Origin of the sequence: Salibacterium salarium (assembly GCF_030813635.1) — a bacterium.
Classification (GTDB): domain Bacteria; phylum Bacillota; class Bacilli; order Bacillales; family Marinococcaceae; genus Salibacterium; species Salibacterium salarium.
The window spans coordinates 475,915-489,305 of record NZ_JAUSUM010000002.1 but is presented as its reverse complement, the minus strand read 5'-3'; the positions used below and the strand labels follow the sequence as shown (position 1 = coordinate 489,305).

Here is a 13,391-nt window from a genome sequence, read left to right as displayed (position 1 = left end):
AATGAGATGAACGAATAAAAGGCTGTTCCTTTGATAGAGTATACTCATACTCATTAGGAACAGCCTTTTTTAGATTTAATTCAGAGTGCACGTGTTAACAGCAATCGCTGTCAGGTCCACCATGCATGACAAGCCCCTGTTGGTTATCATCCGTTGTTTCCACATCAAGAGTGACCCCATCTACGTGCGAAAGGATTTGTTCTTCTATGGCAACGTGAATACCATTAATATCTCTTTTTATGTCGTCTTCTGCCGGCTCATCCAGAGCCAGTCCTAAATTAGGACCTCCTCAGCCCATGCCGGAAAAAACAACACGAATCGTAGACATGTTATGTTCATTCATAACACTCTCGATAAATTGTTTTGCTTCATCTGTAATTTGCATAAGTTTTCACCTCTTTCTTCTACTATTTTAGAACAATTTAACTGATTTTCAAAGAAATAAAAACGAACTCTTTATCGTTTTATTCGTCTGCGATTCCAAAATTGACGAAAATTTTCTCCAACAAGCCCTTCTACAATATTTTCATCAAAACGGGCCAACAACCAATCAATTAAAGCAGGATAATCTGAAGGGGTGGATAGCCCATTGATGGTGGACGGTATTCCATCAAAATCAGAACCAAGACCAATAATATCAGAGGCACCAATAGAACATAAATGTTCCACTTGACGGCCAAAATCAGAAAAATCTGCCCTATTTGTACCGTTTATAAACAACGGGTAAAATGTGAGTCCTATAAACCCATTTTTATTTACTAATGCAGCTACTTGTTTATCTGTTACATTTCTGGGGTGGTCATGTAATGCTCGGGTATTTGTATGGCTTATGACAACGGTGTCAGCTCGTTCTATAACTTGCCAAAAGCTTTGTTCATTTAGGTGCGCTGTGTCTGTAACAATATTATTACTATTTTGCCACTGTATCACCTTTTTTCCCGCTTTTGTTAATCCATGTCGATTAGATTGAGAACTCCCGGCTGCTAAAGTATTTTTTTCATTCCACGTTAAACTAGCCATTTCTACACCTTTGTTTTTTAAATCATTCCACATGTCTAAATTATCTCCGATCATTCCTGCTCCTTCTAAAGATAAAATGGCGTCCGTATAAGTATTATCATTTTTAATGAAGGTGAAAGGATTCGAATGCAGGTTGTCAGATTGTTTTACACACATATGAAATAAAGTGATTTCCTTTTTTATCATTTCCTGCTGTTCGTTAATAGAGGATTCCACAGGCGCAAACAGGGCAAAATTTTGAAGCCCAACTCCTCCCTTAGTCAATGTGTCCACATTGACTAAGGGGGAGTCGGATTGTGCAATTTTTAATAAAGCGTCGCAATGAGCATCTGCGGTATACATAAGTAATTCCTTCTTCCTACTATTGTTTATCTCATCTTATGCGCTTTATTACACAGACGTTTCTTCCTCGTTTTTCCCGTATCTTGCCATTTTCACTCCAATTGCTACCGTTTCATTTTTATTTTTAAGAGTCCATCCTAACGTTGGGTGGTGGTCGAGCATTGGATCTGGTTTTAAGAGCGAATATATTTCATCACTTGTTTTAACTATCATTTTATCAAGGTCAACCGATTCATCCAGAATCAGGGAGTAATTTATATTTCCAGCTCATCCTCCAGAATAAGAAGCTTGTACGGTGATACATGAATTTTTTTTGTGAAATCGTTGTATTTTTTGAGTGGCTCTGTCTGTTATTGTTAACGTTTTGTTCATTTTTATCTTTTCCCCTTTCAAACTTCTCGAAAAGATTGAAATTATAATGTTTTAAGATGAAAAAAGATTGTCTCTCTTACTAAGAGACAATCGGTATGATTACATTATGAAAAAGTTAACGGAAGCGGTCTATGTGTTACTTTCACTCGTTCAGGGATAAAGCCTGACCTTTTCCCCTCTACAAGATGATTATACATCTTTTTACCAGCTGAAGCATTGGCAGAGTGTATAGTAATACGGTCTGGAAACTGTTGAGTTTCGAGTAAATATAAGACCACTTCAAAACCATTTTTTCTTTTACTACCAAGATCATGATCAAGCGATAGATGAGAAACAGGTTCTTCATCTTTCAGTAACAAAATACATTCTTCTGCTGTTTTCACTAAAATGTGATCATCTGGTCCAGGCCTCACATCGTCTAAAAAAATATTGCGTCGTTCCATTTATCATCATCATCCTTTTAGTTTCCGTTTGAACGTCGGAAAAACAAGTTGATGCTATGCCTATGCATTTATATTCTATCATATAGATCCTATTATATCCAAATTTTGCTTAACAAACAGCCAATCAAGCTCTATGTTTATATACTTATTTTATAAGAGAAAATCTTTTTCAAATAAATAAGAATATGGAATATCAATGAATACATATAAATCTTCATTGATAGGATAAGAATACGTGCGAATACGTTCTTCTTTATGAATATCAGTGTATAGGTCAGATAGAATCCCTTTTTGTTCAAAATGCATTCGCACAATGTTTTCGAGAAAATAAGGACGCCAGCTCCAGTTACGATTACGTTCTTCAAAATGGTACTGCCAATTTCCTTCATCATCAATAACTGCATTTCCCGATTGTTGAAATCCTTCATAATTACAAATATATACTCGAAATGTCATATCTTCTAAGTTGACGGCAATATTTTTTGTTAGATTATCTATATCAATTGGTGCATCATTGTCTTTAATTACATGACGCAACCGTTTATTTAAAGTAGCGGTTAATTCAATTTGAGCTTCAATCTTCTTTTTCTCAAAATGAAGAAAGTGATTAAAATTTTTGCGTAATGTTTCAACAAACGTGCATTTGTCTAAAAAATATGACCTTGGCTGTCCTAAATAAGATCCTTGGTAGTAGCGGGCTCCATGTTTCCAAGCAAAATTTAATTGGTTAAATTGACTGATATTTTCAAATAAAAGGGAAGCACCAAGCTTTCTAGATAAAGCAGACAGTGATTGTAATACGTCTCTGTATATGTCAGGGAACGATTGATCCTCCATAAACGCTAAGTCAACTTTAATAATATTTGGTTTCAAAAAAGCAATTTCATCTAAATGAATCGTGCTTTTCCCGACATCATCCATAGCAATGTTGATTCCCATACTTTGTACATATTGGATAAAATGTTTCAATTGTGATAATTCACCGTCAAACTCGTGTTCTTTTATTTCTAAAACAATATTTTCAAATAGAATACCCTGTTCTTTATATGAATATAACCTTTCAAAAAAGTGTTCTCCACCATCCGAAATGATTAAATTAGCATCAATATTTAAAAATATATAATCATTTTGTTTTTCTTGAAGAAAAATAGACAAGGCTTGGTGATGGATGTGCTCTTCTATTTCGAGGCGGTATTCTTCAGGGATAGACCGATCGCGAAAAAAAGCGCTTAAACTTACAGTTTCGTCTTCTTGCTTGTAACAGCCTATGACTTCATATCCTGTAATTTCTTGTCTATCTGCACTTATGACAGGTTGATAGTAAGGAAAGACATTTTGTTTATTCATGACAATTTCAAGAGCATCCATATCTCTATCACCTTTTCTTCTTTCTTGTAAACGACCTCGTTATTATAACGTATTAATGTTTGCAACAAGAAAAGCGCAAGGTGTCCTAAAAGTCCGAGCGTATGATCATCTTGCGCTAAACTTAGAAAACAGCAAAATTTTATATTTCCCTATCTCATTAGAAAAGTCTGTATAAACTATCTGTTATACAGACCTTCACTAGTAAAAATTACGCAAAATCATAAGGTGTTTGTTGATATACATAGTAGTTCAACCAATTAAGAAATAACAAATTAGAATGTGCCCTCCAACGTAAAGCAGGATTACGCAAGTGATTGTCTTCAGGGAAATAGTTTTTTGGCAACTCTGTTGAAATTCCTCGTCTTGCATCTCTTTTGAATTCTTCTCGTAATGTTTCTGCGTCATACTCACTATGTCCTGTAATATAAATCTGCTTCCCATTGTTTGAAGAGAGCAGATATAGACCTGCTTCTTCGGATTCTGATAATATATTTAGCTCAGGAACTTGCTCAACGTCTTCTTTTCTTGTCTCTGTATATCTTGAGTGAGGTGCATGGAATACGTCATCAAATCCTCTCAAGAGATTATGATTTACGTGGTTGACTTTGTGTTCAAATACACCAAATATTTTCTTCTCTAATGGATGTTTAGGTACACCGTAGTGATAATACAGAGCAGCTTGAGCACCCCAACAAATGTGTAATGTAGATGTTACATTTGTTTTGCTCCATTCTAAAATTTCCTTCATTTCTTCCCAATAATCGACTTCTTCAAACGGAAGTTTCTCTACAGGAGCACCAGTTATAATCATTCCGTCAAACGTCCGATTGCTTACTTCATCAATCGTTTTATAGAATGCTGAAAGATGTTCATGAGGTGTGTTTTTGGAACGATGTGTATCTGGATGTAGAAATGATACATCTAACTGCAATGGAGTATTACCAAGCATTCTTAATATTTGTGTTTCTGTCGTTTCCTTTAATGGCATTAAATTTAAAATGAGAATTTTAAGTGGACGAATGTCCTGGGTATAAGCACGACTTTCATTCATAACAAATATATTTTCTTTTGATAATATATCTTTAGCAGGTAGGTGATCAGGTACTTTTATTGGCATACGTCTCTCTTACTCCTTCATTCTTTTTCTCTATATGATTTTATTGTAGGTATCTTAATTCTACAAAATATCATGAAATAGGAAAAGAATCAATTCTTAAGAGACGCCGTACCTTCTATCTTTGTTTACTTAAAAAAATGAATCATGAAGTAGTTACGTGCGTTATAAATTGCCTTCATTTGTTATGATTTATCTCTGTTTGTTTTGTTTTTTGTCTCATCTAGATCGAGTTTCCAACTGCCAAGTCCTCGGCCGGAGTGATCTGTGTAAGAGAGTTCATAGTGCTCTGAAGGATTTACTTCAAAAGCAAGAGTTCCCCTGCGAAGCCCCTCTGGACGTACTTGACCGCCAACAAGGCGTTGATCTTCATGGCTGGAATCATTTTCTGAGGTATATCCTTCTTCATCTGTTACTAGTAAATTAAATAATGGGATTTCCCTCGCTTCATCTGAAGCGTTGAAAAAAGATAAATCAACTACCACGTATTGCGAGTCTTCTGCTTGGGTCTTATATGCATCATGTACCGTAATATCAAACTTGTTTATCCTAGCTGTTTCTCCCATTTCCATTAACTGATTTGAATTGGCTGCTACTGTCTGATAAAACTGCTCTGTTTCACTTTCTACACTGGTACGTTGTGATTGTAAAAACATACCGCTGAACACACCTAATATCAGCGTAAGTCCAAGTAATAGGTAGTATTTTTTATCCATTTTCCTTGCTCTCTCCATTTCTTCTTTCTCCTTTACATTAATATTTATTAAAAACATTTACGAAAAGAGAAAGAAGCGTTTCGTTATTTCCACCAACTGTCGTGAATCGTGACGGGTAAGTGACGCTTGTGTTCTGTTTGCTCATATCTTTTTATGATTTTTTCTTTTGTTTGTGCATCAATTTCGTTTCCTTCTAAAAAGTCATCAATTTGATGATAGGTGAATCCAAGTGCCTCTTCATCGGGTAAGCCTGGCTGATCACTTTCAAGGTCAGCTGTAGGTGCTTTTTCAAATGTAATAGATGGAGCTTCTAATTCACGAAGTAATTGTTTGCCTTGGCGCTTATCAAGACCAAAAAGTGGAGCAATATCACAAGCGCCGTCTCCATATTTTGTGAAGAATCCAGTTAACGCTTCAGCAGCATGATCTGTCCCGATAACGAGACAATGATATGCAGCTGCAATATCATATTGAACTTTCATGCGCTCTCTCGCTTTTGTGTTTCCTTTATTAAAATCACTCATCTTTTGACCGGTGGCCTCTTCAAAAGCTCTCTCCGATGCATCTGCAGCTTCTTTAATATTAACGGTAATAGACTTATCTGGAGAAATATAGTCCATCGCTGCCATCGCATCTTCTTCATCAAATTGTTTGCCATACGGTAATCGCAGGGCTATAAATACATACGTTTCTGACGTTTCTTTATTCAATTCCTCTATGGATTGTTGAGCCAATTTTCCAGCTAAGGTCGAATCTTGCCCTCCAGAGATACCAAGAACATATCCTTTAGCGCCGGTTTTTTTTAAATAGTTTTTTAAGAACGTTTTTCTAGTTTCTATTTCTTGTTTTGCGTCTATAGAAGGATGTACTTCTAGTGCATTAATAATTTCATTTTGTGTTATTGGCATCATTTGTTCCCTCCGTGGGTTTTGTTTTACATATTCCTGTTCTTCCTTTTTCTTAAACACTGTTTTCATTTAAGATTTAAACAAAATCGCTCAATTTGAGAATATTTTCCTTCTTCCTTTAGTACTTGAACTTGTTTTTCTCCTAGCAAATCAAAGTGTGGGAATGGATCTCTATGATGAATCCATTCTGGTTTTAATCCATATTGAAGTCCCCACTCGGCTAGTTTATTTACATTGGAATTCGCTGCTTTTGTAACGGAATGGTAGTGAGGGAACTTTGGATCATACCAGAAATGAGTAATCAATGCTATTTCTTCTTTTTGTGCTTGTTGTTTCCAATTTTCTAATTCGCGTTTGTTAATCCCAAAAGCCATACTTATTCCCCTCTCCTGCTTTTTATACCACAAAATACTTTTTAGGAGGAAAATGTGACAGGAAAATTGACATTCTTTTATGTTTTCTTTTTATTCTTCTCATAAACTTGATGCCATTCGGGCAGGTGCTTTTTTATAGATATTGGCCGAAAAGTATCTTTTTTTACACACACGTGACTGCTAGTTCCATCGGCACACTGTTCACCATTGGCATTCACAATAGAATAACCATAAACTACTCTTACTCCGTCATATGATTCAATCCACGTATATAAAGTCGGAGCCTCCCCATAATGAACAGGGAAGCGATAACGGAGATCAATATTTATTACTGGAGAAACAATACCTGTTTCTTCTAGTTCTGTATACGTAAACCCTAATTTTTGGATAAGATGCGTGCGTCCAAGTTCGCACCAAACTACATAATTAGAATGATGAACGATTCCCATTTGATCTGTTTCTGCGTATCTCACTTCAATTTCTGTTTTTGACTGTAACATTGTGATCCTCTTTTCTTTATTCTGATTGTTTATAATCCCGGGCAGCCTGAATATCTTCTTTTGTGAGTAGTTGTAGTTGTTCATTCGTTAGTTCGGAAGAATTTGAAAGTCGAAATGCTTGTTGTTGGAATATTTCTTCTGCCATATCTTCAGCAAAACGAGCGTTCCCGGAAGTATCCATATATTCATACGTTTCTTTTAAATATTTTTCTGCCTCATTTTCAAAATAATAACCGTAATTATTACTATATTGTACTGTAATCCTCACTAAATCATTTGCTTCAAATGAAGGAAAATAAAACGATTTTTTAAAACGAGATTGAAGGCCTGGATTTGCTTTAAATAACTGATTCATCGGACCAGGATAACCCGAGAGAATAACAACTAGATTCTCATCTTGTTTTGTCATCTCTTCTACCAATGTGTCTAATGCTTCTCTGCCAAAATCCGCTTGAGCAGGTGATGCCAAAGCGTATGCTTCGTCAATGAAAAGCACACCTCCGAGAGCTTCTCGTATTTTTCGCCTAGTTTTTATCGCCGTTTGTCCAGTGTATTCAGCGACGAGATCACTTCTGCCACTCACAATAAGATGTCCTCGTTTTAAAAATCCCATTTCTTTTAATATCTCTGCATATAAACTGGCAACTGTGGTTTTACCAGTCCCAGGCGGTCCCGAAAAAACGGTATGTAGTTGAATGGGAACGGCTTGATATCCTTCTTTTTTTCTTCTATTTTGAATGTCAATAAACGATGCCAGTTTCTTCATTTCCTGCTTGACTTCATCTAAGCCTATTAATGTATCTAACTGATGAAGCGCTGATACTTCATTATTCATTTCTTCTTTCATAGAAGGGTTTTTCATATCTTCAGCCGTTAATAAAGCAAAATCATCCATATTAGAGGAACGTTGACCTCCAACTTCAGCCCCTTTTTGGAATATTGCATCCATAATAATATTTTTTACTGTTCTGGCGTTTCCGAAACTCTCGTCTACTTGTTCTTTTTCAATTCGTTTTTCTAGTTCTTTATTAGCTTCATTGCTTAGAATGAAATCATTGTCTAAAGCTACTTTCTCTGCTATTTGTTTAAGTTCGTCCAAGGAATAATCAGGGAGATGAATGTGATTACTTTCCGGAAATCTGCTTCGCAATCCTGGATTTGTATTTAAAAAGTGTCTCATTTCTTCCGGATATCCAGCTAGAATAACCGCAAATGTCCCGGCGTATTCACCGCTTGTCATAGCGGAAACCAGAGTGTCCACGGCGGTTTGACCAAAATCATTGCCTGACATTCCTTCTCTTTTTAGACTGTAAGCTTCATCTATAAATAACACACCGCCTACAGCTTCTTTCACCAAATTCATCGTTTTCTCTTCTGTTTGTCCAACATAACCACCTACAAGGTGCGAACGGTCAGCTTCGAGTACTTCATCTCTTTGTAAAAGTCCCAGTTGATTATAAATTTGCGCTAATAATCGGGCAAGCATCGTTTTCCCGGTTCCTGGATTCCCCGTTAGAATAATATGAAGACTTCGTTCATCATTTAAATAGTATCCTTTTTCTTTGCGTGATTTTTGATACTGAAGATAATGATATAGACGTTGCACTCGATTTTTGATACTTTCTAATCCAATCATATGTTCCAGCTCTTGCAGCGGATTTGTTTCGTATGCTGAAGAAGTGGTTGTTTGTTCCATAAGCGTTTCCCATTGTTCTTTTAGTTCTGTTATCCGCGAAATAGTGTGTTTTATTCTTTTCACTTGTTCAGGGGAATAAAAAGAACCAGAAGCAGATATTAAATATTCATTTGATGCCTCTCTTAATACAGTATATTCCTCTAATCCTTGTTCTACCATTTTTAGCATGGATTCGAGATTGTAGGAGTGTTCAGCTGCAGCATTATATAATGAGTTTGTTTGGTGATGATATAACAAGTCATAAGCCTCGTTTAAGAGAGTAAGCTCTTTTTCAGCTACATCGTTCAATTGATAGGCGGCTTTTTTTCTAGCACTACTTTGATCGGTTTCACGAATAGACGTGAGTGATAGTGAAAAAGTCGAATGTTTTATTTTTTCAAGTTGTTCCAACGCATAAAGTTTGTTTATCAATGGATTATGTTGATCCATTTGAAAACTATTAGCCATCCAATTTTTTATCATTGGGTCAAAACGATAGTATTTACTGAAACGGTCTCTTGCCAGTAGAGCATAAATAGCACCAGCTAAAGTTCGTTCGTCCTGCTTGTTTGAATCAATGAGTTCCAACCAAGATTGAGCTTGTGAAATGGGAACAACATCTCTATCTTTTTCCCATTCGGTCACTTTGTTTTGGACCGTCTTGAGTGTTGAAATGTCCAACATAAAACTCTCCTTTTAGTAACCATGTCTCAGCCATTTTACATTATATTAGGTTTATGTTCATAAAAAAGTGCTGTTCCTTCAACGAACAGCTAATCGGTTTTCCTTTTATCTTTTTCTTTAAATTTCAGAAATCCCCATCGAAAAATTAAAATAAACCATGCCCCCAAAAAACCCCCAAGTGAATTTAACAGCACATCATCAACGTTTGCTACACGATGAGTAAAAATATATTGATTCATTTCTATGAAGATAGATAACAGTGTTGCTACAGATGGAATAAGCCATAATGCTTTTCTTTTCTTTTTCACTAAAAAAGCGATAATTGCCCCGAACGGGAAAAACATAATAACATTACCGCCTAAAATTAAGATCGGATCTGCCAAATTTGGACTATAATTAGCAATTCTGTATATGCTTCGAAACGGCACAACATTATAATTACGTCCCCCAGGTCCTAAAGGACCGTAGGAAGATCCATGGTTCCAAGCAAATAGAGTAACATAGAAAAGGATAGCTAAATATAAGAACAGCAGCAAAAGAAGTATACGCCGCCAAGCAACTGTATTCGGTTCTTCGTTTTTTTCATTAATATGTACATCTGAATTTTTCATAATTATCTCCTGACTTCTAACCTAATCCCTCTTCTATTATCGGTTCTGATGGTTAGTTTGACAAGAGAAATCCTTCGTAATAAAGCAAAAATAAACAAATGGTAATGACAACATTTGCAATCAGGCAGAACAAGATATCTATGCCATCTAATCTACCTTCTTTTTAATTGAAAAACCCACCTGTATATGGCGGGTTATGTCATAGCTCGCTTTTCTTCCCATTTCTTTTCGATTTGCTCTAAAATAGCCGGGTTATTTTTAATTTCTTTTTTATTGGCTTCAATGAGTTCTTTCATCGATTGATTTCTTTTAGTATACATAGCGCCTCCTTTTTAATTTATTATTAACTATATTTATTATTTTTATTCAATAAGTACGGTAATTGAAATTTTATTTTTTGTAGATGGATACTCTAGCTTGCCGCTTCGTTCATTACACAGAAATTTTCTGGCAACATAAAATAAGGCTGCTCTCAAAAGTGAATTACTTTTGGAGCAGCCCCATTCTCTAGCTTCTTACATTAAACTTTTTTCTCGCCTTTGGCTTCTGCAAGCTTATCGCGAAGTACTAATTGCAAAATACCACCATGACGATAATAATCCATCTCTACATCACTGTCGAATCGTGCAATAGCTTCAAATGTTTTTGTGTTGCCATTCTCATCTGTAGCTTTTACCTCAACTAGGTCATGCGGATTGACGTTATTGTCAATTTTCACATCAAATGATTCTTTACCCGTAAGGCCTAAGGATTCAGCATTTTCGCCGTCTTTAAATTGAAGGGGAAGCACACCCATTAACACAAGGTTACTGCGGTGAATCCGTTCAAAACTTTCAGCAATGACCGTTTTAATACCTAATAGATTTGTACCTTTGGCAGCCCAATCACGGGAACTACCCATACCATAATCTTTACCGGCAATTACCATAAGATCTGTATTGTCTTCTTTATATTTCATAGCAGCATCGTAAATTGCCATGATATCACCATTTGGCCAGTAAGTCGTGTAGCCACCCTCAGTTCCTGGCGCAAGTTGGTTTTTAATACGGATATTTGCAAAGGTTCCACGCATCATTACTTCGTGGTTTCCGCGACGAGATCCGTAAGAGTTAAATTGAGCTGGTTTAAGACCTTTATCTGACAAGTATCTGCCAGCAGGGCTATCTTTTGCAATAGCACCAGCAGGTGAGATATGGTCAGTTGTCACTGAATCTCCAAACTTACCGATGACACGTAAGTTGTCAAGCGGTTTAATGTCTTCTGGATCCTCTGACATTTCACTAAAGAACGGCGGATTTTGAATATATGTTGATTCATCTTCCCAATCATAAAGGGCGGAATTATCATCAGACTGTAATTCATTCCAACGTTCATTATTATCGAACACACTTTCGTACTCATCTTTAAACAATTTCGGAGATACGTTTTCGTGAACAAAGTTCTTGATTTCAGATGCGGATGGCCAGATGTCTTCGAAGTATATATCATTTCCATCTTTATCTTTACCAAAAGAATCGTTGTTCATATCAAAATTGACATTCCCAGCTAAAGCATAAGCAACGACAAGTGGCGGTGAAGCAAGATAATTCGCTTTTACAAGCGGGTGAATACGACCTTCAAAGTTACGGTTACCACTTAGCACCGACGAAACGAGCAAGTCGTTATCAGCGATAGCCTTTTCAATTTCCTCTGGAAGCGGCCCACTGTTACCAATACATGTAGTGCAGCCATAACCCACCAAGTTAAAGCCGAGTTCGTCGAGATACGGCATTAAACCAGCATCTTCGAGGTAACGGGTTACTACTTTAGAACCAGGAGCAAGAGAAGTTTTTACATACTCAGGTACGTCAAGGCCTTTTTCAACCGCATTTTTCGCAAGCAGACCCGCACCAATCATAACGTATGGGTTAGACGTATTCGTACAGCTTGTGATGGCAGCTATCGTCAATGCACCTGTTTCAAGAACAGATGTTTTACCATTTGGATGTGTCACTTCTACTTTTTTGTCGACATCTTCCGGTGCTAATCCAAAGCCTTGATTACCCGCCGGTGCTGTTAAGGCTTCGTTAAATGTGTCTTTCATTTGCGACATTGGAATCAAGTCTTGTGGACGTTTTGGGCCAGAGAGACTTGGCTCAATGCTGGAAAGATCAATCTCTACGATTTTTGTGAATTCCGGTTCCTCTTTACTGTCATCATAAAAGAGATCATTGGCTTTTGAATATTCTTCCACCATTTTAATATGTTCTTCCGAGCGCCCTGTTAAACGAAGATAGTTCAACGATTCCTGATCAACAGGGAAAAAGCCACAAGTTGCCCCATACTCAGGTGCCATGTTGGAAATAGTCGCACGATCTGCGAGCGGCATTTCCTTCAGACCTGGACCGAAAAATTCGACAAATTTACCAACGACGTTTGTCTCACGAAGGGTTTGTGTCACTTTAAGAGCTAAGTCAGTTGCAGTAGCACCATTTGGAAGCGCCCCTTTCAAACGAACGCCAACTACTTCTGGTGCAGGGAAATAAGATGGTTGTTGCAGCATACCAGCTTCAGCTTCGATACCGCCAACACCCCAACCAAGAACACCAAGACCATTAATCATGGTTGTATGGGAGTCTGTACCAACAAGGGTATCAGGGAATGCATCCACTTCTCCATTTTCCGTTTCTTTTGTGTGTACAACGGATGCCAAATATTCAAGATTTACTTGATGGACAATCCCAGTAGCAGGTGGAACTGCTCTATAGTTATCAAACGCTTTTGTTGCCCAGCTTAATAGCTTGTAACGTTCTTCGTTACGTTCAAACTCCAAGTTCATGTTCTGGCGAAGGGAATCTGATGTTCCAAACTGGTCAACTTGTACAGAATGGTCTACCACAAGATCAACCGGGATAGCCGGATTAATTTTTTGCGGGTCCCCACCGATATCTGCCATCGCCTTACGTAAGGAAGCAAGGTCAACTACTGCTGGAACACCGGTGAAATCTTGAAGAATAACACGAGACGGTTTAAACGGAACATCCTCTGAACCGCCCTTTTCTGTTCCCCAATTTGCCAGACTTTCCACATGATCTTTCTTTATAACTTTTCCGTCCAGCTGTCTTAGAACAGACTCAAGTAGCACTTTAATTGAATAAGGAAGCTTAGACACGTTAGCCACGCCTGCTTCTTCAAGTGCCTTAATGTCATAATAATGGTACGTTTTGCCGTCAGAAACGAACGACTTTCGGGCATTAAATACATCTTGATTTGCACTCATATGTA

14 protein-coding genes are annotated in these 13,391 nt (G+C 37.1%); all 14 read right to left on the bottom strand.

What is annotated here, in order from left to right; translation table 11 throughout:
* Positions 1 to 94: 94 nt before the first annotated feature.
* Positions 95 to 385, bottom strand: a complete 291-nt coding sequence (locus J2S78_RS17130) for an iron-sulfur cluster biosynthesis family protein (protein ID WP_432653158.1) — start codon at positions 383 to 385, stop codon at positions 95 to 97.
* A 71-nt stretch (positions 386 to 456) separates the two neighbouring features.
* Positions 457 to 1,362 carry a dipeptidase gene (locus J2S78_RS08260; protein ID WP_306897702.1) on the bottom strand — a complete coding sequence of 302 codons (906 nt, stop codon included), beginning with the start codon at positions 1,360 to 1,362 and terminating at the stop codon, positions 457 to 459.
* A gap of 48 nt (positions 1,363 to 1,410) precedes the next feature.
* Complete coding sequence (locus J2S78_RS08255; RefSeq protein WP_306897700.1) at positions 1,411 to 1,575, bottom strand: hypothetical protein; 165 nt, start codon at positions 1,573 to 1,575, stop codon at positions 1,411 to 1,413.
* 263 nt (positions 1,576 to 1,838) lie between these two features.
* Positions 1,839 to 2,177, bottom strand: a complete 339-nt coding sequence (locus tag J2S78_RS08250; RefSeq protein WP_306897699.1) for a cyclic-phosphate processing receiver domain-containing protein — start codon at positions 2,175 to 2,177, stop codon at positions 1,839 to 1,841.
* Between the two features lie 150 nt (positions 2,178 to 2,327).
* Positions 2,328 to 3,545, bottom strand: coding sequence for an EAL domain-containing protein (locus tag J2S78_RS08245; RefSeq protein WP_306897697.1), 1,218 nt, complete (start codon positions 3,543 to 3,545; stop codon positions 2,328 to 2,330).
* Between the two features lie 208 nt (positions 3,546 to 3,753).
* Complete coding sequence (gene metA, locus J2S78_RS08240; RefSeq protein ID WP_125556367.1) at positions 3,754 to 4,662, bottom strand: homoserine O-acetyltransferase MetA; 909 nt, start codon at positions 4,660 to 4,662, stop codon at positions 3,754 to 3,756.
* Positions 4,663 to 4,844: 182 nt separating this feature from the next.
* On the bottom strand, positions 4,845 to 5,393 hold the full coding sequence (locus J2S78_RS08235; RefSeq protein ID WP_306897695.1) for a DUF4352 domain-containing protein: 549 nt from the start codon (positions 5,391 to 5,393) through the stop codon (positions 4,845 to 4,847).
* 65 nt (positions 5,394 to 5,458) lie between these two features.
* Entirely contained in the window at positions 5,459 to 6,283 is an 825-nt protein-coding gene (gene nadE, locus J2S78_RS08230; protein ID WP_306898759.1) for an NAD(+) synthase, read from the bottom strand.
* A gap of 65 nt (positions 6,284 to 6,348) precedes the next feature.
* Entirely contained in the window at positions 6,349 to 6,657 is a 309-nt protein-coding gene (locus tag J2S78_RS08225) for a hypothetical protein (protein ID WP_306897694.1), read from the bottom strand.
* 77 nt (positions 6,658 to 6,734) lie between these two features.
* Positions 6,735 to 7,157, bottom strand: a complete 423-nt coding sequence (locus tag J2S78_RS08220) for an acyl-CoA thioesterase (protein ID WP_306897692.1) — start codon at positions 7,155 to 7,157, stop codon at positions 6,735 to 6,737.
* Positions 7,158 to 7,173: 16 nt separating this feature from the next.
* Positions 7,174 to 9,516, bottom strand: coding sequence for an AAA family ATPase (locus J2S78_RS08215; RefSeq protein ID WP_306897689.1), 2,343 nt, complete (start codon positions 9,514 to 9,516; stop codon positions 7,174 to 7,176).
* An 89-nt stretch (positions 9,517 to 9,605) separates the two neighbouring features.
* Complete coding sequence (locus tag J2S78_RS08210) at positions 9,606 to 10,127, bottom strand: VanZ family protein (RefSeq protein WP_306897687.1); 522 nt, start codon at positions 10,125 to 10,127, stop codon at positions 9,606 to 9,608.
* A gap of 194 nt (positions 10,128 to 10,321) precedes the next feature.
* Positions 10,322 to 10,447 carry an FbpB family small basic protein gene (locus J2S78_RS08205; RefSeq protein WP_306897685.1) on the bottom strand — a complete coding sequence of 42 codons (126 nt, stop codon included), beginning with the start codon at positions 10,445 to 10,447 and terminating at the stop codon, positions 10,322 to 10,324.
* 200 nt (positions 10,448 to 10,647) lie between these two features.
* Positions 10,648 to 13,386 (bottom strand): aconitate hydratase AcnA, encoded by a 2,739-nt coding sequence (acnA, locus tag J2S78_RS08200; protein WP_306897683.1) that lies wholly within the window; start codon positions 13,384 to 13,386, stop codon positions 10,648 to 10,650.
* Positions 13,387 to 13,391 lie beyond the last annotated feature (5 nt).

Coding starts and splice junctions, on each gene's coding strand:
- J2S78_RS08215 (WP_306897689.1), bottom strand. CDS start 9,516: ATGTTGGACATTTCAACACTCAAGACGGTCCAAAACAAAGTGACCGAA.
- J2S78_RS08210 (WP_306897687.1), bottom strand. CDS start 10,127: ATGAAAAATTCAGATGTACATATTAATGAAAAAAACGAAGAACCGAAT.
- nadE (WP_306898759.1), bottom strand. CDS start 6,283: ATGCCAATAACACAAAATGAAATTATTAATGCACTAGAAGTACATCCT.
- J2S78_RS08225 (WP_306897694.1), bottom strand. CDS start 6,657: ATGGCTTTTGGGATTAACAAACGCGAATTAGAAAATTGGAAACAACAA.
- metA (WP_125556367.1), bottom strand. CDS start 4,662: ATGCCAATAAAAGTACCTGATCACCTACCTGCTAAAGATATATTATCA.
- J2S78_RS08205 (WP_306897685.1), bottom strand. CDS start 10,447: ATGTATACTAAAAGAAATCAATCGATGAAAGAACTCATTGAAGCCAAT.
- J2S78_RS08245 (WP_306897697.1), bottom strand. CDS start 3,545: ATGGATGCTCTTGAAATTGTCATGAATAAACAAAATGTCTTTCCTTAC.
- J2S78_RS08220 (WP_306897692.1), bottom strand. CDS start 7,157: ATGTTACAGTCAAAAACAGAAATTGAAGTGAGATACGCAGAAACAGAT.
- J2S78_RS08260 (WP_306897702.1), bottom strand. CDS start 1,362: ATGTATACCGCAGATGCTCATTGCGACGCTTTATTAAAAATTGCACAA.
- J2S78_RS08250 (WP_306897699.1), bottom strand. CDS start 2,177: ATGGAACGACGCAATATTTTTTTAGACGATGTGAGGCCTGGACCAGAT.
- J2S78_RS08235 (WP_306897695.1), bottom strand. CDS start 5,393: ATGGAGAGAGCAAGGAAAATGGATAAAAAATACTACCTATTACTTGGA.
- J2S78_RS08255 (WP_306897700.1), bottom strand. CDS start 1,575: ATGATAGTTAAAACAAGTGATGAAATATATTCGCTCTTAAAACCAGAT.
- acnA (WP_306897683.1), bottom strand. CDS start 13,386: ATGAGTGCAAATCAAGATGTATTTAATGCCCGAAAGTCGTTCGTTTCT.